Here is an 18247-nt window from a genome sequence, read left to right as displayed (position 1 = left end):
GGTCAGCGGTCCTCGTCGTCGGCGGCCGGGGCGGTGGCGGGGGCCTCTTCGCGCAGGTCGAGGCCGATGTCGAGGACGGGCGCGGAGTGGGTGAGGGCGCCGACGGCGAGGAAGTCGACGCCGGTGCGGCCGTACCGGGCGGCGTTGTCCAGGGTGAGGCGCCCGGAGGACTCCAGGATCGCGCGGCCCGCCACGAGGGCGACGGCCTCCTCGGTCTGCTCCGGGGTGAAGTTGTCCAGGAGGATCAGGTCGGCGCCCTCGGCGAGGATCGGCGGGATCTGGTCGAGGCGGTCGACCTCGACCTCGATCGGCACGCCGGGGAACTCGTCGCGGACGGCGGTGAACGCCGCGGCGACGCCGCCCGCCGCGATGACGTGGTTGTCCTTGATCAGCGCGGCGTCCGACAGCGACATGCGGTGGTTGACGCCGCCGCCGCAGCGCACCGCGAACTTCTCCAGGGCGCGCAGCCCCGGGGTGGTCTTACGGGTGTCGCGGACCTTGGCGCCGGTGCCCTCCAGGGCGTCGGCCCAGGCGCGGGTGGCGGTGGCGATGCCGGAGAGGCGGCCCAGGAGGTTGAGGGCGCTGCGCTCGGCGGTGAGCAGGTCGCGGGTGCGGGTGGTGACGCTGAGGAGGGTGGTGCCGGCCTCGACGCGGTCGCCGTCCTCGACGTGCCGCTCGACCTCGAACTCCTCGGTGCACACCAGGGAGAGCACCGCCTCGGCGACCCGGAGCCCGGCGACCGTACCGGCCTGGCGGGCGGTGAAGTCGCCGGTGGACACGGACTTCTCGGGGACGGTCGCGACGGTGGTGACGTCCACGCCCTGGTCGAGGTCCTCCTCCAGGGCGAGGTTCGCGATGTCCTCCACCTGGACGGGGTCGAGCCCGGAGGCCGCCAGGAGTGCGGCGAGGTCCGGGTCGAGGCCGCAGGTCAGCGGGTCGATGTCGTAGCCCTCGTCGGGCCCGCCGCAGCCGCAGGCGTCGCCGCAGCCGCCACCGGCGGGCGTCTGGGCCGACGGCCTGCCGATGCCGATCTGGAGGAGGGGGAGGTCGTCGGGGGTGCTGCTCACGGGTGGGCTCCGAATCGGGATGAGGCGGGTGGTGGCGGGTGGTGAGACGGTCCGGTGGGGGCGCGTCAGGCGGTCGCTGCGCCGGGGGCGTGTACGGGGGACGGTGCGCCGGGGGCGGGCGTGCCCGGGCCCGGTGCGCCCGGTGCCGTCGGCGGGAAGGCGGCGGTCTCGGTGGTGTGGACGACCGGGGTGCGGCCGGGGCCGAGGGTGATGCGGAAGTGGCGGCGCCAGGCGGTGTCGTCGCGCCCGGGGTGGTCCTCGCGCCAGTGGCAGCCGCGGGTCTCCTCCCGGCGCTGTGCCGCGGCGACGAGCACCCGGGCGACGCACAGCAGGTTGGTGGCCTCCCACGCCTCGACGCCGGGCGCGGGCGCCTTGAGGTCGGTGGCGTCGTCGCCGGTGGCCGCGGCCGCGTCCCGGTGGAGCCGGTCGAGCGCGTCGGCGGCCCGCGCGAGGCTGCGGGCGCTGCGCAGCACCCCGGCGCCCGCCGTCATGACGCGCTGCACCTGGGTGCGCGCCTCGGGGGCGAGCAGGGGGAGGGCGGTGGCCCGGGGGGAGGCGGCGGGGACGGGCGCGCCCTCGGGGGCGGCGGTGGTGTCCTCCGGGGCGGCCGGGTCCGGCTCACCCGGGGCGAGGTCCGCCGCGATGCGTTCGGCGAAGACCAGGCCCTCCAGGAGGGAGTTGGAGGCGAGGCGGTTCGCCCCGTGGACGCCGGTGCAGGCGACCTCACCGCAGGCGTAGAGCCCGGGGACGGTCGTGCGGCCCCACAGGTCGGTGCGGATGCCCCCGGAGGCGTAGTGGGCGGCCGGGGCCACCGGGATCGGCTGGGTGACGGGGTCGATGCCGTGGCTGCGGCAGGCGGCGAGGATGGTGGGGAAGCGGGTCTCCCACATGGCGGCGCCGAAGTGCCGGGCGTCGAGGAACATGTGGTCGGTGCCGGTCTCGTGGGCGCGGCGCATGATGGCCTTGGCGACGATGTCGCGCGGCGCGAGTTCGGCGAGTTCGTGCTGTCCCACCATGAAGCGGTGGCCGTCCGCGTCGACCAGATGGGCGCCCTCGCCGCGGACCGCCTCGGAGATGAGCGGCTGCTGGCCTTCCGCTTCCGCGCCCAGGTAGAGGACCGTCGGGTGGAACTGCACGAACTCCAGGTCGGAGACCTCCGCCCCGGCCCGTAGGGCGAGAGCGACGCCGTCACCGGTGGAGACGGCCGGGTTGGTGGTCGCGGAGAAGACCTGGCCCATGCCGCCGGTGGCGAGGACCACGGCGGGGGCGTGCACGGCGCCCACGCCGTCGTGGCGGCCCTCGTCCATCACGTGCAGGGTGACGCCCGCGGTACGGCCCCGGTCGTCGGTCAGCAGGTCGAGGACGAGCGCGTTCTCGACGGTGCGCAGCCCGGCGGCGCGGACCGCGGCGACCAGCGCGCGGGAGATCTCCGCGCCGGTCGCGTCGCCCCCGGCGTGCGCGATGCGGCGCCGGTGGTGGCCGCCCTCCCGGGTGAGCGCGATGTCCTCGCCGCCCGGGGTGGTGTCGAAGCGGGCGCCGGCTTCGATCAGGCGGCCGACGGCGGCGGGCCCTTCGGTGACGAGGGTGCGGACGGCCTCCTCGTCGCAGAGTCCGGCGCCGGCGACGAGGGTGTCCGCCAGGTGCTGTTCGGGGGTGTCGCCCTCCCCCAGGGCGGCGGCGATGCCGCCCTGCGCCCATCGGGTGGAGCCGTCGTCCAGGCGCGCCTTGGTGACGACGACGGTGCGGCGTCCGGCGGCGGCGCAGCGCAGCGCGGCGGTCAGGCCCGCGACGCCGGAGCCCACGACGACGACATCGGCGTCGATGGCCCAGCCCGGGGCGGGCGCGGTCAGCCGTATGCCGGTGGGGCCGGGGACGGCGGCGGTTCCGGTGGCGGTCATCAGGACGCTCCGAGGGGGCCTTGGGGTTCGTCGGACGGGGCCCCGCCGGGGGCCTGCGGTGAGGTTACGGCCGCCCCGCCGCGGGGGCGCACGGTCCCCTGGCTCGCGCCGGGGGTGTGCGCGTCCGCCGGGGAAGTTCGGGGCCCGAAGTGGAGGCGGATGTTGTCGATGAGGCGGGTGGTACCGACACGGGCGGCGAGCGCCAGGACCGCTTCGCCCTCGTAGCCGTCGGGGACCTCGGTGAAGTCCGACGGGTCGACGAGCGCGAGGTAGTCCAGCTCCAGCGGCGGTTCGAGGTGGGCGGCGTCGGTGAGGACGGCGTGGGCGGCGGCGCGCGCCACGGCGGGCCCCGGGCGCCCCGCGGCGGCCCGTGCGACGGCGTGGGCGTCCGCGGCGGCCCGTTCCTCGCCGAGGGCGGCGAGCGCCTCGGAGCGGCGCTGGGAGCGGGGTCCGTCGCCGCCGGCGCGGGCGCGCAGCGCCTCCTCGGCGGTGAGCCGGTCCCGGGCGGCGAACAGCGCCGTGGACAGCGCCAGGGCGGTGCGGCGTTCGGCGGCGGAGAGGTAGCGGTTGCGGCTGGAGCGGGCCAGTCCGTCGTCCTCCCGGACGGTGGGGACGCCGACGATCTCCACGGGGAAGTTCAGGTCGGCGGCCATCTTGGTGATGACGGCGAGCTGCTGCGCGTCCTTCTCGCCGAACAGCGCCACGTCCGGGCCGGTCAGGTGCAGCAGCTTGGCGACGACGGTGAGGACGCCGTCGAAGTGCCCGGGGCGGCTGGCGCCCTCCAGGCGCGTGCCCATCGGCCCGGCGGCGATCCTGACCTGCGGTTCGCCGCCCGGGTAGACCTCGTCGACGGACGGTGCGAAGACGACGTCGGCGCCCGCCGCGGCGGCGACGCGGACATCGGCGTCCAAGGTGCGCGGGTAGCGGTCGAGGTCCTCGCCCGCGCCGAACTGCAGCGGGTTGACGAAGACCGTGACGACCACCTGGCCGCGCGGCCCGACCCGTTCGCGGGCGGCGCGCACCAGGGTGGCGTGCCCTTCGTGGAGGGCGCCCATGGTCATGACGACGGCGCGCGGACCGTCGCCGCGCGCCGTGGAGCGCAGTGCGGCGGCGGTGTGGAGGAGTTGGGGAACGGCGGCCCGGCCGGGGGCGGGGGCCGGGTGCGGGCCCGGGGTGGCGGTGGTCATCGGGCGTCGTCTCCCTCGGGTCCTTCGTCGCCCTCGGAGCCCTTGTCTCCCTCGGGGCGCTCGTCTCCCTCGGGCGCGGGGCCCGGGCTGCCGTCCTCGGGGGCGCCTGGGCGTCCCCGGGGCGCGGTGTCGGCGAGGACGCCGAGCAGGTCCTCGGCCAGTTCCGGCTTGAGCAGGCCGTGCGCCAGCGCGCGGTCGGCCGTCGTCCGGGCCATCGCCAGGTAACCGGCGACGGTCTGCGGCGCGTGCCTGCGCAACTCGGCGACGTGCGCGGCCACGGTGCCCGCGTCGCCGCGCGCCACCGGGCCGGTCAGGGCGGCGTCACCGGAGCGGAGGGCGTTGTCGAGGGCCGCGCCGAGCAGCGGGCCGAGCATCCGGTCGGGCGCCCCGACACCGGCGGTACGGAGCAGTTCCATCGCCTGCGCGACCAGCGTGACCAGGTGGTTCGCGCCGATCGCCAGGGCCGCGTGGTAGAGCGGACGGGCCTCCTCCGCGATCCACTCGGGCTCCCCGCCCATCTCGATGACCAGGGCTTCGGCGGCCATCCGCAGCTCCTCGGGCGAGGTGACCCCGAAGGAGCAGCCGGCCAGCCGCTGGACGTCGACGGGCGTGCCGGTGAACGTCATCGCCGGGTGGAGCGCGAGCGGCAGTGCGCCCGCCCTGGTGGCCGGGTCCAGCACGGCCGTCCCGTAGCGGCCCGAGGTGTGCACGAGCAGCTGCCCCGGGCGTACCGCGCCGGTCTCGGCGAGGCCCGCGACCAGGCCGGCCAGCGCGTCGTCGGGGACGGTCAGCAGGACGAGGTCGGCGCGGGCCAGCACCTCGGCGGGCGGCACCAGCGGCACTTCGGGCAGCAGGGCCGCCGCGCGCCGTACGGAGGCGTCGGAGACCCCGGAGACGGCGACCGGACGGTGCCCGGCCAGTTGCAGCGAAGCGGCGAGAGCGGGGCCGACACGACCGGCTCCGACAACGCCGACGGTCAGTCGGGCCGGGCGGTCCTGGGCCTCGATGGGCGGGATTGCGTTCACGTGGCGATGGCCTTCCGTTCCAGTCCTCAGGGGGTACCGGACGATTCATCGCCATGCTACGCGAGTGCCCTTGGCCGCCCCCGGACCCGGCGACGGGCACCGCCCGGCCGCCTGCCGCCCCGCCGTCCACGCCGCCGCCGGACCCTGCCCGACTGCCGCGCGACGCCCGCCCGCAACTCCTTCCGCAAAAGTCTTGACTTCCGATTTCTGCAGGTCAGAAGCGCATTTTCGGTACGTCCCGGAGACTTTTCCACAGGCTGAGCGGCGACAGCGCCGCGTACGACATCATCGAGGCAACGACGCGGAGCACCGGCTCGGCGGAGACCGGCACGGACGGGGGAGACCATGCACGGCAACACCCGGCACGACCACGACCAGCCCACCCGGCAGCCCGACCGGCACACACCTCCGGAGCAAGACACCGGCCCTGACGCGGGGCCGGGCTCCGGCGAGCGGCACCGCCGGCTCGCGGCGGCGCGCGGCGCGAAGCGGAGCCTGGCCGCCCGGCCGCAGACCCTCCGCGAACGCCTCGACGGCCTCTTCGCAAACGCCCCGGGCGTCTACGACCTCGACGGCTGGCCCGACATGTACGGCAACGACGACGGCATCGTCGGCGAGCTGGAGCGCCGCACCGCCGACGCCCTGGGCGCCGAGGCCGCCGCGTTCTTCCCCACGGGGACGATGGCGCAGCAGGTGGCCCTGCGCTGCTGGGCCGGGCGCACCGGCAACGCCACCGTCGCCGGCCACCCGTTGTCCCACATGGAGGTCCACGAGCGCGACGCGTATGCCACGGTCAGCGGCCTGCGGATGGTCCACCCGACCGGTGAGCCGCGCATCGCGACGGCCGATGAGGTCCATGCGTTGCAGGAGCCGTTCGGCGCGCTGGCACTGGAACTGCCGCTGCGGGACGCCGGATTCGTCCTGCCCGGGTGGGACGAGCTGACGGCGACCGTCGAGGCGGCGCGGGAGCGGGACGCGGTGATCCACTTCGACGGGGCGCGCCTGTGGGAGTGCACGCCCCACTTCGGGCGCGGGCTCCCGGAGATCGCCGCCCTCGCCGACAGCGTGTACGTCTCGTTCTACAAGTCGCTCGGCGGCATCGGCGGCGCCGCCCTGGTGGGCAGCGAGAGCTTCATCGAGGAGACCCGCGCCTGGCGGCACCGCTACGGCGGGCAGCTCTTCCAGCAGTGGCCGACGGCGCTGACCGCGCTCGCCGGGCTGGAATCCGAACTGCCGCGGCTGCCCGCGTACGTCGCCCGGGCGAAGGTCGTCGCACAGGCCCTGGCGGAGGGGCTGACCGAGTCGTCCGTGCCGTGGTTCCGGATACATCCGCAGGAACCGCACACCCATCAGTTCCGGCTGTGGCTGCCGTATCCGGCACAGACGCTGAACGACACCGGTCTGCGGCAGGCGCGGGAGACGGGCACGAGCCTGTTCCAGACCTGGTTCGAGGACGCCACCCCGGGCCTGGCGACCACGGAGGTGACGGTGCAGGCGCCTGCTCTGGAGTGGCCGGAGGACGAGATACGGGCGGCGCTGGCGGACTTCGTCGCCCGGGTCACCGCCGCCTGAGCGGCCGGGGCGGGGCGGGTCGAGTCGGGCCGGGCAGGACCGGCGGCAGCGTGGGCCCGGGCTCCGGGCCCGGGCCGGCGGTCTCGTCTAGCCGCACGGGGAGGCCGCGCGGCGGGCGTCGGCCTCGGCGGGTCGCCCGGTGCGGACCGGGTGCCCGGCGGCGGGCCGGGCGATGGTGGCGGACGCGGACGGATCGTGGTGGAGCGGACGGGGGCGCGGAAGGGACGCCCCCAGGCTCCGGACGGCGCGCAGGGCGCGGGCCGGGAAGCGGTCGGCGGGGTCGGTGACGACGGAGGTGAAGCGTCTCCACAGGAGAACTTCGAGGACGGCACGGACGGTGTCGGCGCCGGGCTGGACGGGCGGGGCCTCGCCCCGCTGTGCGGCACGGTAGGCGTCGAGAAGGTGCTGCTGGCTGGCGTTCATGGCCTCACTGTGCGACCGCCCCGGGCGGCGGCGCGCGTCGATTGACGGAAGCGGTCAAACGACGTTCCCGCAGGTCGTGGGCGGACGCATGATGAGGACATGGCCAACGTCATCGACATCACCGGGCTCCCGCCCGAGCGCATCGTCTTCTCGCCGTCGCCGCTCGCGGAGCTGGGCGCCGCGCTGCACGCGCTGTCCGAACCGGGCCACCACCCGGGGCTGCACGGCTGGGTCACGGCGACCTCGTCCGGGCTGAAGACCGACCTCGCCGACCGGCTGTGCGAGGCGGACTTCCTGTGGCGGTCCGCCCGTTCGGACCTGCTGCTGCCGGCCCGCCCGGGCGCGACGCTGGCCGACGACCTCGATGCGATGGACACGATCGACGACGAACGGTTCGTGGCCGCCGCCTTCGAGATCACCTGCTCCACCTCGTACACCCGCTGCACCCCGTCGCCGCTCGTGGACGCGGAGGAGCGGGCCCGCGTACGGGAGATGGCCGCGGCCCGCGGACCACGGCAGGCCGCATTCACCGACCGCATGCTCACCGACCCGGACGGGCTGCGGATCTGGCTCAGGAGACTGTTCGAGGACTGTGAGGAGGCGTTCTTCGGAGACATCTGGCGACGCGTCGGCATCCAACTCGCCGCCGACGCCCGGCACAAGACGGAGCTGCTACGGCGCAAGGGCCTCGCCGAGACCCTGTCCGCCACCTCGACCGCGCTCTCCCTGGAGAGCGGGCCGGGCGGCAGCGCCCGCATCCTCGTCGACAAGCTCGCCGGGGGCCGCACCACGGCGTTCGAGGACGACGACCCGGGGGTGACGCTCATCCCGACGTCGTTCGGCTGGCCCCACCTGCTGGTCAGCCATGCGCCGGGCTGGCGGCCGGTGGTGCAGTACCCGGTGGCGAGCCCCGAGTTGCCGGCACCGGCCACGCTGGAACTCGTCCAGCAGCGGCTCGACGCGCTGGCGCACCCGATGCGGATGAAGCTGTGCCGGTCGCTGTCGCGCGGGCCGCACACGACCGGGGAGTTGGCGACCGCGTACGGCATCACCGCGCCCGAGGTGTCCCGGCACATCGCGGCGCTGAAGAAGGCCGGGCTCATCCAGACCCGGCGCCGCGGCCGCTACGTGCTGCACCAGCTGGACCTCCAGGTGGTCGCACGTCTCGGCAGCGACTTCCTGGAGGGGGTCCTGCGGTAGGGGGTGGTGGGGAGGGAGGGGTGGGGGTGAGGGGGGAGGGGGCCCCACCCCCCACCTACCCCCACCCCACCCCCTCAGTTCTCCTGCAGGAACTTCTTCGCCAGCTCGTCCCCCCGGCTGACCGCGGCGTCGTGGCTCTCGATGGGCGATGCCTGGGAGTTCTTGAAGAGGAGGTAGGTGACGCCGGAGTCGGCGCCGCCGGTCTCCGGGTCGGGGTCTATCCCCAGGCTCTTGGCGGTCGCGTAGGACGCCTCGCCAATGATCTTGTCGGGGCCGGTGTCCCCGACGACGGCGTATTCCACCTGGTTGTTGTAGATGACGGCGACGACGCCGCCGCCCTTGATGCCGTTCTTGGTGTAGTCCCAGATGCTGCTGGAGCTGGGCACGACGACGAACGGCAGCTTGGCGGCGTTGAGCGGTTTGCCGTCCGACTGGTGGAAGCGGGTGTCGTCCTGGAACCAGGGGTCGGTCTCTTCGTTGCACTGGTCGGTGATCTGACCGTCGCAGTCGATGTCCATGTCGGCCTTCCAGAAGACCGCGCCGTTCTTGCCGCAGACGGGGACCGTGGCGGAGGTCTCCTCGTCGGTGCGGTACTTGCCGTTCGAGAGCTGTTTGCAGTCCTTGAGCTTGGCCAGCAGGTCGGCGGCGCTGACGCTGCCTTCCTGGACGGGGTGGGCCCGGGCGGTGGGCGCGGTGGCCTGGGCGGAGGCCGGCAGGGCGGCTGCGGTGAGCAGCGCGGCGCCGGCGACGGTGGCGAGGGCAAGGCTTCTTGTCCGCACTGGGGAACCCTTCGATTAGGAAAGTTTCCTTACCGATCGGCCCCAATCTGCTCCCGTTTACGTGTCCCCGTCAAGGAGTCGCACGGGGCGCGCCGCCCGGCCCGCCGGGACCGCCCGCCCGGAGCACGAGCCGGAACCCGCCCCGAGCACGGCACGGACCCCGCCCGCCGGACGCCCCCGCACGCCCCGCACATCCCACGACGAGGCCCGGCGGCGCGCGCCCCCGCGCAGGTCAGCCCGCCGCTCCCCCGCCTCCCGCCCGCACCAGCCCCGACTCGTACGCGAGGACCACGGCCTGGACGCGGTCGCGGAGGCTCAGCTTGGTGAGGATGCGACCGACATGGGTCTTGACCGTGGCCTCGGACAGCACCAGCCGCGCCGCGATCTCACCGTTCGACAGGCCCTGCGCCACCAGCAGCAGGACCTCCCGCTCGCGCTCCGTCAGCCGGCCCAGTTCGGGGCGGGTCGGTTCGGCGTTGGTGGCGGGCAGCATCGGCGTGAACCGGTCCAGCAGCCGGCGGGTGGTCGACGGCGCGACGACCGCGTCGCCGCTGTGCACGGCGCGGATCGCGGTGAGCAGTTCGCCCGGCGGCACGTCCTTGAGCATGAAGCCGCTGGCCCCGGCCTTGAGCGCGGAGAACGCGTACTCGTCGAGGTCGAAGGTGGTCAGGATCAGCACCTTCGGCGCGTTCTCGGCGCGGCCGTCGCCGCAGATCCGCCGCGTCGCCTCGACGCCGTCCAGGTGCGGCATCCGGACATCCATGAGGATCACGTCGACCTTGGTGGCCCGCAGCACCTCCAGCGCCTCCACGCCGTTGCCCGCCTCGGCGACGACCTCCATGTCGGGCTGTGCCGCCAGCACCATCCGGAAGCCGGTGCGCAAGAGCGCCTGATCGTCGACGAGCATCACTCGGATGGTCATGACAGGGGGTTCCCTTCGGATGCGGAACGACGGTGCGCGGAGCGCAGGAACGAGACGGGACGGACGCATGGAACCACGCTGCGGACCGCGGCGGCCGCGGCGGACCCCCCGAGCCCGCGGGCGGACCTCACCACCGGCCCCCGGCGAGCGGCCTCACCGTTCGGGCCGCAGCGGCAGCACCGCGTCGATGCGGAAGCCGCCGCCCTCGCGGGGCCCCGCCTCCAGGCTGCCGCCGACCATGCCGACCCGCTCGCGCATACCGATGAGGCCGTGGCCGAGACCGTCCGCCCCGCCCTCCTCGTAGAGTTCGCGCTGCGCGCCGCGGCCGTCGTCCTCGATGAGGAGTTCCAGTTCGGCGTCCCCGTAGGTGAGGCGGACGGTGGCGCCCACGTCCGGGCCGCCGTGCTTGCGGGTGTTGGTGAGGGCTTCCTGCACGATGCGGTACGCGGTGAGGGCGACGCCGCTGGGCAGCGGGCGCGAGGTGCCGTCGACGCGGAAGTCGACCGGCAGTCCGGCACCGCGCACCTGGTCGATGAGGTCGGTGAGCTGCTCCACGCCGGGCTGCGGCACGTACTCGCCGCCCTCGGGCTGTTCGCCGGTGCGCAGCACGCCGAGCAGCCGCCGCATCTCGGCCAGCGCCTGCCGTCCGGTGCCGGAGATCGTCTCCAGCGCCTGCCGGGCCTGGTCGGGCGCGCTGTCGAGGACGTAGGCGGCGCCGTCGGCCTGGACGACCATGACGGAGACGTTGTGGGCGACGACGTCGTGGAGTTCGCGGGCGATGCGGGCGCGCTCGGCGGCGACGGCGATCCGGGCCTGGGCCTCGCGCTCCTTCTCCAGCCGGTCCGCCTTCTCCTGGACCTGCGCCCAGTACGCGCGCCGGGTGCGGACGGAGTCGCCGAGCACCCAGGCGAGGACGAAGGGCACGGTGAACAGGACGGTGACGAACGCCGCCTCCCAGACCGGCCGGGCGGGCGTCGGTTCGCCGAAGCGGAAGAGGAAGAGGCTCGGCGCGAGGCAGGCGCCGACCAGCGCCATCCGGGACGCCCAGCGGGTGGTGCCGGAGGCGACGGTGTAGACGATGACGAGCATCGCGAAGTCGGCCGGGTTGAAGCCCACGTCGAGGAGCAGTTGGACGAAGCCGACGAGAGTGGCCAGCAGCAGCATCCGCTCGGGCCATTTGCGGCGCAGCGCGATGACGGTGCAGAGGGCGAGGGTGATGAGGACGGCGGTGACATCCGACGTCCCCTCGTGCGGCGAGACGACCCACAGACCGTTGAACGCCAGAAAGAAGACAGCCCAGAAGGTGTCCACCCCCGTGGGGTGCCGGCGGAAGAAGTCGTAGAGACGCTGCACGTCACCCAGCGTAGGCAGGGCGGGTGGGCGGCGGGGTCAACCGGAGGAGCGATCCTGCCGGACCGCCCTACTCCGGAAGGTGGAGACGGCGCGCGGGCGGGGAGGAGACCGAACCGGCCTCGGCGCGCGCGGCCTCCGGCGCACGCCCCGTCCGCGCACCGCCCGGCCCCGTCCGCCTGCCGTACGGCGCCCCGTACCGTGGCCCCGTGACGAGCGAGTGGTGCGGCTGGCGGGATGCGGCTGAGGCGGCCCTGTACGGGCCCGACGGTTTCTACACCCGGCCCGGCGGCCCCGGTCCGGCGGGGCATTTCCGCACGTCGGTGCATGCCTCGCCGCTGTTCGCCGGGGCGGTCGCCCGGCTGCTGCGGGAGGTGGACGCGGCGCTGGGGCACCCGGACGGGCTGGCGCTCGTCGATGTCGGCGCCGGCCGCGGCGAGCTGCTGACCGGGGTGCTCGCCGCCCTGGACGAAGACCGGGACCTGCTGGCGCGGCTGCGCCCGTACGCCGTGGAGCGGGCCGGCCGTCCGGCCGGTCTCGATGAGCGGATCCGCTGGTCGGCGCGGCTGCCGGAGCCGGGTTCGGCGGTCGGGCTGCTCTTCGCGAACGAGTGGCTGGACAACGTCCCCGTCGACGTCGTGGCGGCGGACGCGGACGGCGCGGTGCGCCGGATTCTGGTCCGGGCGGACGGTACGGAGCGGGCGGGCGGGCCGGTCGACGGGCCGGACGCCGACTGGCTCGCCCGGTGGTGGCCGGCGCTCGCCCCGAAGGCGCTGCGTCCGGCGGAGGTGCCGCCGCCCGACCCGGGGATGCGCGGGGAGATCGGGCGGCCCCGGGACGCGGCGTGGGCGCGGGCGGTGCGTTCGCTGCGCGCCGGGTTGGCGGTCGCCGCCGATTACGCGCACACCCGGGACGGCCGTCCGCCGTTCGGCACGCTCACCGGCTTCCGGGAGGGCCGCGAGGTGGCGCCGGTCCCGGACGGGTCGGCCGATGTGACCGCGCATGTGGCGCTCGACGCGTGCGCCGGGCCGACGGGCCGCCTGCTGTCGCAGCGGGCCGCCCTGCACTGCCTGGGGGTGACGGGCCGCCGTCCGCCGCTGACGCTCGCCTCGACCGATCCCGCCGGGTACGTCCGGGCCCTGTCGGCCGCGGGCGCCGCGGCGGAGCTGACCGATCCGGCGGGGCTGGGCGGCTTCGGCTGGCTCGTCGAGCCGGTCGGTGCGGAGTGTGCGGAACTGCTGCGTCCGCAGGCGTGAGCGGTACGGGCCGGGGCCGGGCCCGCGTTTTCGGCCGTCCGGTGGTGTGCGCGAGACTGTTCCCATGACGGAGACGACGGTCGGCATCGGCGGCGCGGCGGAGAGCACCGACATGGTGTTGAACATCGGCCCGCAACACCCCTCCACGCACGGCGTGCTGCGGCTGCGTCTGGTGCTCGACGGTGAGCGGATCCAGCATGCGGAGCCGGTGATCGGCTATATGCACCGCGGCGCGGAGAAGCTGTTCGAGGCGCGCGACTACCGCCAGATCATCATGCTCGCCAACCGCCACGACTGGCTGTCGGCGTTCTCCAACGAGCTGGGTGTGGTCCTCGGCGTCGAGCGGATGCTCGGCATGGAGGTGCCCGAGCGGGCCGTGTGGACGCGGACGCTGCTCGCGGAGCTGAACCGCGTCCTCAACCATCTGATGTTCCTCGGCTCGTACCCGCTGGAGCTGGGCGGCATCACGCCGGTCTTCCACGCCTTCCGGGAGCGGGAGGAGTTGCAGACGGTCATGGAGGAGATCTCCGGCGGCCGGATGCACTACATGTTCAACCGCGTCGGCGGCCTCAAGGAGGATCTGCCCGCGGGCTGGCTCGGCCGCGCGCGGCACGCCGTCGCGCAGGTGCGGTCGCGGATGCCCGTCTTCGACGATCTGGTGCTGGGCAACGAGATCTTCCGCGGCCGCACCCGCGGCATCGGCGTCCTCTCGCCGGAGGCGGTGCACGCGTACGGGGTGTCCGGGCCGATCGCGCGGGCGTCCGGTGTCGACTTCGACCTGCGGCGCGACGAGCCGTACCTCGCCTATGCGGAGCTGCGGGACACGCTGCGGGTCGTCACGCGGGAGGAGGGCGACTGCCTGGCCCGCTTCGAGTGCCTGCTGGAGCAGAGCCACAACTCCCTCGACCTCGCCGACGCCTGTCTGGACCGCCTCGCCGAGCTGGCGCCCGGCCCGATCAACCAGCGGCTGCCGAAGGTGCTGAAGGCCCCCGAGGGCGCGACGTACGCGTGGACGGAGAACCCGCTCGGCATCAACGGCTACTACCTCGTCTCCAAGGGCGAGAAGACCCCGTACCGCCTGAAGCTCCGCTCCGCCTCGTACAACAACATCCAGGCACTGACGGAGCTGCTGCCGGGCACGCTCGTCGCGGACATGGTGGCGATCTTGGGGTCTCTCTTCTTCGTCGTCGGCGACATCGACAAGTAGGCCCGCCCGCACCGACAACGCCGGCCTCTCCCCGGAACTTCGGGGAGGGGCCGGCGTGTGCGCTGTACGAGGCCGGGCTACGGGGCCGGGCTACGAGATGGCGGTGCGGAGGCCCGCCAGGTCGAGCTGTTCGGTCTCGTCGTGGGCGGTGAGATCGATGACCTCGCCCACGCCGTCCTTGCCGGTGGCGCCCTGCTCGGTGGCGTCCTTGCCGTCCGCGTCGGCGGCGTCAGCCTCGGAGCCGTCTTCGGAGGCCGCGGCCTCGGGGGCCCCGCCTTCCGGTGCCGGGCTCTCCGCACCGGCGCCGCCGGTGGTGACCTCGGGCTCCGCGTCCTGAGCGGCGTCGGGGGCCGCGGCCGGCGCCGGGACCTCGGCCACCGGAGCGGGGCCCGCCACGGCCTCGGCGCCCTGCGGGGCTGCCGCGGCGGCGTCCGGCTGCGGGCCGGTCGCGGTGGCCTCGGCCGGGGCGGGGGCGCGGTGGGCGCCGGTGCCGCCGGTCGTCTCCGACTCCGCCGGGCGGAGCCGGGCGGCGGCGCGGACGGTCTGCTCGGCTATGGCCTCGTCGCCGACGACATCGGCCAGGTCCTCCTCCATCGGTGCGGGCAGCGCCGGGGGCGTCGCGTTGCCGAAGAAGTCGAAGCCGCCGATCTCGCGGGAGGCCGTGGGCCGGGGCGCGGCGGGCGGCGGGACGGCCGCGGCGGCGGCCGGGACGGGACGCAGCGACGGCCCGGCCGGCGAGGTCGCCTCGGGCCCGGCGGCGGCCGGGGCCGCGTGCCTGCCGCGCGGGCGGTCGCCGCCGGTGTCACCCGTACGGGCGGCGCGCTGCCGGGCGGCGTTGCGGGACAGCTCCCGCAGCGCGCGGTCGGCCTGCGCGAACGTCGCCGGGGCGGGCCGCCCGGGCACGGCCGGGACGCCGGATCCGGGGCGGGCCGCCGCGTCCTGACGGGGCGTACCACCGGTGGCGGCCGGGGCGGCAGCCGTCCCGGTGCGCTCCGGCGCCGGGGCGCCGGCGGGCGCGGGCAGCGCCGCGGTGGGCGCCGTCGCCTCTATGGCGAGCTGGCGGCGGCTCTCCAGGACCCCGGCCCGCTCGGTCTCGGAGGTGGCGTAGCGGCGCAGCAGATCCGCGTGCTCGGTGCGCAGTCTGGCCAGCTCGGCGCGCTTGGCGCGGAGCTTGGTGTCCAGGGCGGCGCGGATCTCGCGGGACTCCTCGGCATCCGATTCGAGTTCGGCGATCCGCTCCTCGGTGCGCCACTCGTCGCGTACGCGGGCGCGGCCCAGCTCGGCGACGCGCTTGCCGGCCTTGCGGTCCCAGGCGCGCAGCAGCACCGCGCCGGTGACCGCGGCACCCGCGGCCCCGGCGGCGAGCACCCGCTGCACCAGGTCGTCGCCGACGAACCAGGTCCCGGCGGCGCAGGCGATCGACGCGCCGGCGACCGAGGAGGGAGGAAGCAGCCGGTGGAGGGGTGGTGAATGGCGGTGGCGTCCTCGTGGCATGGCCAGAAACTTACCGTGCGCCCGAGGCCGATGGGGCGCCGCCCACCAATCCGTTTCCCGGTGGTTACTTCTTCAGCAGCCCCTTGGCCTCCAGATAAGTCCGCGCGACCTCCTCGGGCTTGAGCCGTTCGGCGTCGACCTTACGGTTCAAGGTGATCAGGTCTTTGGTGGTGAGGACGCCCGTGAGCTTGTCGAGTGCCGCCTCGATTCCCTTGTCACCTGCGCTTTTGGCATTAACGACGGGCAGCACATTGTCGGCGTTCTGCAGCTTCTTGTCGTCGGCGAGGAGGACCAGCCCGAAGTTGCCGAGGGTGGCGTCGGTGGTCGTCGTCAGGACCACCTGATCGGTACCGTCCTTGACGGCCTGTTTGGCCGACGGGGAGCCCACGCCCTTCGGGTCGATACCGGCGACGGATATGCCGTACGTCTTCTCCAGACCGGGCTTGCAGAACGGCCTGGTCTCGCACTCCTCGCCGGCGGCGACGGTGACCTTCTGACCGGAGGCGCCGAGGTCGGACAGGGTCTTCAGCTTGTGCTTCGCGGCGAATTCGGCGGTGACCGCGAAGGCGTTCTGATCGGCGGCGGCGCCCGCCCGAAGGACCTTGAGTCCGCGCGGAGCGGCGAGCTTCTTCAGCGCGGTGACGGTCTTGCCGATGTCGCCGGAGGCAACGGGCTTCGCCTTCGCGCCGTTCGTCTTCGCGTTGAGGAATTCGGCGAGTGTGGAGGCATATTCGGGGACGACGTCGATCTGGCCCTTCTCCAGGGCCGGTTCATACAGTTCGCGATTGTCGAGCGTCTGGATGCGGGCGTCGTATCCGGCGGCGCCCAGCAGCTGGGAATACATCTGCGCGAGCACCTTCGACTCGGTGAAAACGGCCGAGCCGACGACGATTTCGCCCTTGCCGCCGCCCTTTCCGTGCGCCGCTCCCTTGTCCTCCAGGCTCTGGCCACCGCAGGCGGCCAGCGTCGCCGCCAGCGCGACCACCGTGCCCGCGGCGAGCGCGGTGCGCGCCCCACGCGACGTGCTGCTCATGGAATCGTCCTTCGCTTCGTCGGTTCGGACTGCCGGTCTCCGTGGCTGTCCGGTACGGGTGCGGGGCCGGGCCCCGCGGACGCCGCCGGGCCCGGAGCGCCGGGCGGGCCGGTGCAGGGTACGCGGGCGGCCGCGCCGGACATCAGACCGCGCCGCCGATCGCTACCGCATCGTCATCCCGCGCACCGCGCCGGGCCGCCGGAGCGCGGCCGGAGCGGGCCGCCCGGCGGCGGCCGCGCATCGGGTCGCAGAGCCGGCCGACGGCGACCATCAGGCCCTCGACGGCCAGCGCGAGCCCGGCCACCAGGACGGCGCCGGCGACGACCTGCGCGGTGTCGTAGTTGCCGAAGCCCGCGGTGATGATGCGGCCCAGCCCGCCGCCGCCGGCCATCGCCGCGAGCGTGGCCGTCGCGACGATCTGGACGGCCGCGGACCGCAGCCCGGTCATCAGCAGCGGATAGGCGAGGGGGAGTTCGACGCGGAGCAGGAGCTGCGGGCCGGACATGCCCATCCCGCGGGCCGCCTCGACGGCGTCCCGGTCGGCCTCGCGTATGCCGAGGTAGGCGTTGGTCAGCAGCGGCGGTATCGCGAACAGCACCAGCGCGATGACCGTGGGCCACTCCCCCTGGCTGCCGAGCGGTCCGAGCGTCAGCAGCACCAGCACCGCGAACGTCGGCACCGCCCGCCCGACGTTGGAGAGGTTGACCGCCAGCGCGCCGCCCTTGCCGAGGTGGCCCAGCCAGAGCGCCACCGGCAGTGCGATCAGGCAGGAGAGCGCCAGGCAGACCGCGCTGATCTGCACATGCTCGGCCAGCCGGTGCCAGACGCCCTTGTCGCCCGCCCAGTTGGCGGCCGTCGTCAGCCACTGCCAGGCACCTGTGAGCGCATCCATCGTCAGGCCACCGCCTTCGTCGCCCGGGTGCGCCGGCTGCCCGGGCGGGCCCCGGGCCGCGGCCGGTTCCACGGCGTCAGCAGCCGCTGCGCCGCCATCAGCAGCAGATCCGCCGCGACGGCCAGCAGGACGCAGAGCACCGAGGCGGTCAGCACCTCGGCCTTGAAGAAGCCTTCCAGACCGCTGGCGATGAGGTTTCCCAGCCCGCCGAAGCCGACGACGGAGCCGATCGTCGTCATGGCGACCGTCGAGACCGTGGCGATCCGTATCCCCGCGACCACCGCCGGGAGCGCCAGCGGGAGTTCCACCCCGAACAGCATCCGGGCCGGGCCGTAGCCCATTCCGCGGGCCGCCTCGCGGACCTCGGCGGGCACCGCGTCGAGCCCGGCGAGGATGTTGCGGACCAGGATCGTCAGGGAGTACAGCACCAGGCCGGTGATCACGACCGCCACGGAGACCCCGAAGACCGGGGTCAGCAGCGCGAACATCGCCAGCGACGGGATGGTGTAGAGCACCGTCGTCAGCCCCAGCACGGCGCCCGCGACCGCGCGCCGCCGCCGGGCGAGCAGCGCCAGCGGGAAGGCGATCAGCAGCCCGAGGGCCACGGACGCCGCGGTGATGCCGATGTGCTGCACGGTGGCGGCCAGCAACTCATGGCTGCGGGTGCGCAGATAGGCGCCGCAGATCCAGTCGTTGGCCACCAGGCAGTCGGCGCCGCCCGGCCCCGCGGCCAACGACACCCCGGGACCGCCCGGATCCGCCGGCACCTGCCCGGACGGCCAGGCGGCCGCCGTCACGCTCCACGGCACGCTCATCCGTCGTCACCTCCCCCGCCCCGTCGCTCACATTTTCGGTGACTGTCTGCGACCCTATCCCCCGGCACTGACATCCGGCCCGGGCCGCCATACGTCCGCCACACCGCGTTCACACGCCGCGGCCCAC

At 74.6% G+C, this 18247-nt stretch carries 16 protein-coding genes; 4 read left to right on the top strand and 12 right to left on the bottom strand.

What is annotated here, in order from left to right:
- Positions 1-2 precede the first annotated feature (2 nt).
- From nadC to ABT345_RS14345, 4 genes are all read right to left on the bottom strand, one after another.
- Complete coding sequence (gene nadC, locus ABT345_RS14360) at positions 3-1067, bottom strand: carboxylating nicotinate-nucleotide diphosphorylase (RefSeq protein ID WP_345077405.1); 1065 nt, start codon at positions 1065-1067, stop codon at positions 3-5.
- Positions 1068-1132: 65 nt separating this feature from the next.
- Positions 1133-2965 (bottom strand): L-aspartate oxidase, encoded by a 1833-nt coding sequence (locus tag ABT345_RS14355; RefSeq protein ID WP_345077407.1) that lies wholly within the window; start codon positions 2963-2965, stop codon positions 1133-1135.
- Entirely contained in the window at positions 2965-4152 is a 1188-nt protein-coding gene (gene panC, locus ABT345_RS14350) for a pantoate--beta-alanine ligase (protein ID WP_345077410.1), read from the bottom strand. The genes ABT345_RS14355 and panC overlap by 1 nt, the downstream gene beginning before the upstream one ends.
- The gene (locus ABT345_RS14345; protein ID WP_345077413.1) at positions 4149-5177 is read right to left on the bottom strand and encodes a Rossmann-like and DUF2520 domain-containing protein; all 1029 of its coding nucleotides are present in this window, start codon (positions 5175-5177) and stop codon (positions 4149-4151) included. Before ABT345_RS14345 ends, panC begins: the two co-directional genes overlap by 4 nt.
- Positions 5178-5522: 345 nt before the next feature.
- Between ABT345_RS14345 and ABT345_RS14340 the strand changes: the two genes are divergently transcribed.
- On the top strand, positions 5523-6749 hold the full coding sequence (locus ABT345_RS14340; protein ID WP_345077416.1) for a threonine aldolase family protein: 1227 nt from the start codon (positions 5523-5525) through the stop codon (positions 6747-6749).
- Between the two features lie 87 nt (positions 6750-6836).
- On the opposite strand, the gene ABT345_RS14335 is transcribed toward ABT345_RS14340, so the two are convergent.
- The gene (locus ABT345_RS14335) at positions 6837-7172 is read right to left on the bottom strand and encodes a hypothetical protein (RefSeq protein WP_345077419.1); all 336 of its coding nucleotides are present in this window, start codon (positions 7170-7172) and stop codon (positions 6837-6839) included.
- Positions 7173-7271: 99 nt separating this feature from the next.
- Here ABT345_RS14335 and ABT345_RS14330 point away from each other — a divergent pair, with 99 nt between their 5' ends.
- Positions 7272-8372 (top strand): DUF5937 family protein, encoded by a 1101-nt coding sequence (locus ABT345_RS14330; protein WP_345077422.1) that lies wholly within the window; start codon positions 7272-7274, stop codon positions 8370-8372.
- A 74-nt stretch (positions 8373-8446) separates the two neighbouring features.
- Here the strand turns inward: ABT345_RS14330 and ABT345_RS14325 are convergent, their stop codons facing one another.
- The 3 genes from ABT345_RS14325 to ABT345_RS14315 all read right to left on the bottom strand — a co-directional run bounded on the left by ABT345_RS14325 (position 8447) and on the right by ABT345_RS14315 (position 11426).
- Positions 8447-9151, bottom strand: coding sequence for a glycoside hydrolase family 75 protein (locus ABT345_RS14325; protein WP_345077425.1), 705 nt, complete (start codon positions 9149-9151; stop codon positions 8447-8449).
- A 232-nt stretch (positions 9152-9383) separates the two neighbouring features.
- The gene (locus ABT345_RS14320; protein ID WP_345077428.1) at positions 9384-10073 is read right to left on the bottom strand and encodes a response regulator; all 690 of its coding nucleotides are present in this window, start codon (positions 10071-10073) and stop codon (positions 9384-9386) included.
- Between the two features lie 153 nt (positions 10074-10226).
- Entirely contained in the window at positions 10227-11426 is a 1200-nt protein-coding gene (locus ABT345_RS14315; RefSeq protein WP_345077430.1) for a sensor histidine kinase, read from the bottom strand.
- Positions 11427-11632: 206 nt separating this feature from the next.
- Here ABT345_RS14315 and ABT345_RS14310 point away from each other — a divergent pair, with 206 nt between their 5' ends.
- Positions 11633-12679 (top strand): SAM-dependent methyltransferase, encoded by a 1047-nt coding sequence (locus ABT345_RS14310; RefSeq protein WP_345077433.1) that lies wholly within the window; start codon positions 11633-11635, stop codon positions 12677-12679.
- A 64-nt stretch (positions 12680-12743) separates the two neighbouring features.
- Positions 12744-13886 carry an NADH-quinone oxidoreductase subunit D gene (locus ABT345_RS14305; protein ID WP_345077436.1) on the top strand — a complete coding sequence of 381 codons (1143 nt, stop codon included), beginning with the start codon at positions 12744-12746 and terminating at the stop codon, positions 13884-13886.
- Positions 13887-13976: 90 nt separating this feature from the next.
- Here the strand turns inward: ABT345_RS14305 and ABT345_RS14300 are convergent, their stop codons facing one another.
- From ABT345_RS14300 to ABT345_RS14285, 4 genes are all read right to left on the bottom strand, one after another.
- On the bottom strand, positions 13977-15380 hold the full coding sequence (locus ABT345_RS14300) for a hypothetical protein (RefSeq protein WP_345077439.1): 1404 nt from the start codon (positions 15378-15380) through the stop codon (positions 13977-13979).
- Positions 15381-15444: 64 nt separating this feature from the next.
- Positions 15445-16413 carry an ABC transporter substrate-binding protein gene (locus ABT345_RS14295; protein ID WP_345077442.1) on the bottom strand — a complete coding sequence of 323 codons (969 nt, stop codon included), beginning with the start codon at positions 16411-16413 and terminating at the stop codon, positions 15445-15447.
- Positions 16414-16555: 142 nt separating this feature from the next.
- On the bottom strand, positions 16556-17305 hold the full coding sequence (locus ABT345_RS14290; RefSeq protein WP_345077445.1) for an ABC transporter permease: 750 nt from the start codon (positions 17303-17305) through the stop codon (positions 16556-16558).
- A 2-nt stretch (positions 17306-17307) separates the two neighbouring features.
- Positions 17308-18120, bottom strand: a complete 813-nt coding sequence (locus ABT345_RS14285; protein ID WP_386460500.1) for an ABC transporter permease — start codon at positions 18118-18120, stop codon at positions 17308-17310.
- Positions 18121-18247: the final 127 nt, after the last annotated feature.

The organism is Streptomyces sp. NPDC000404, from assembly GCF_040300365.1.
GTDB classification, from domain to species: Bacteria; Actinomycetota; Actinomycetes; order Streptomycetales; family Streptomycetaceae; genus Streptomyces; species Streptomyces ramulosus.
This window is presented reverse-complemented; position numbering and strand designations above follow the sequence as displayed.

Excerpts from the sequence above, each read along its gene's own strand:
- ABT345_RS14290 (WP_345077445.1), bottom strand. The coding sequence starts at position 17,305 with ATGGATGCGCTCACAGGTGCCTGGCAGTGGCTGACGACGGCCGCCAAC.
- ABT345_RS14300 (WP_345077439.1), bottom strand. The coding sequence starts at position 15,380 with ATGCCACGAGGACGCCACCGCCATTCACCACCCCTCCACCGGCTGCTT.
- ABT345_RS14340 (WP_345077416.1), top strand. The coding sequence starts at position 5,523 with ATGCACGGCAACACCCGGCACGACCACGACCAGCCCACCCGGCAGCCC.
- ABT345_RS14295 (WP_345077442.1), bottom strand. The coding sequence starts at position 16,413 with ATGAGCAGCACGTCGCGTGGGGCGCGCACCGCGCTCGCCGCGGGCACG.
- panC (WP_345077410.1), bottom strand. The coding sequence starts at position 4,152 with ATGACCACCGCCACCCCGGGCCCGCACCCGGCCCCCGCCCCCGGCCGG.
- ABT345_RS14285 (WP_386460500.1), bottom strand. The coding sequence starts at position 18,120 with ATGAGCGTGCCGTGGAGCGTGACGGCGGCCGCCTGGCCGTCCGGGCAG.
- ABT345_RS14330 (WP_345077422.1), top strand. The coding sequence starts at position 7,272 with ATGGCCAACGTCATCGACATCACCGGGCTCCCGCCCGAGCGCATCGTC.
- ABT345_RS14320 (WP_345077428.1), bottom strand. The coding sequence starts at position 10,073 with ATGACCATCCGAGTGATGCTCGTCGACGATCAGGCGCTCTTGCGCACC.
- ABT345_RS14355 (WP_345077407.1), bottom strand. The coding sequence starts at position 2,965 with ATGACCGCCACCGGAACCGCCGCCGTCCCCGGCCCCACCGGCATACGG.
- ABT345_RS14335 (WP_345077419.1), bottom strand. The coding sequence starts at position 7,172 with ATGAACGCCAGCCAGCAGCACCTTCTCGACGCCTACCGTGCCGCACAG.
- ABT345_RS14305 (WP_345077436.1), top strand. The coding sequence starts at position 12,744 with ATGACGGAGACGACGGTCGGCATCGGCGGCGCGGCGGAGAGCACCGAC.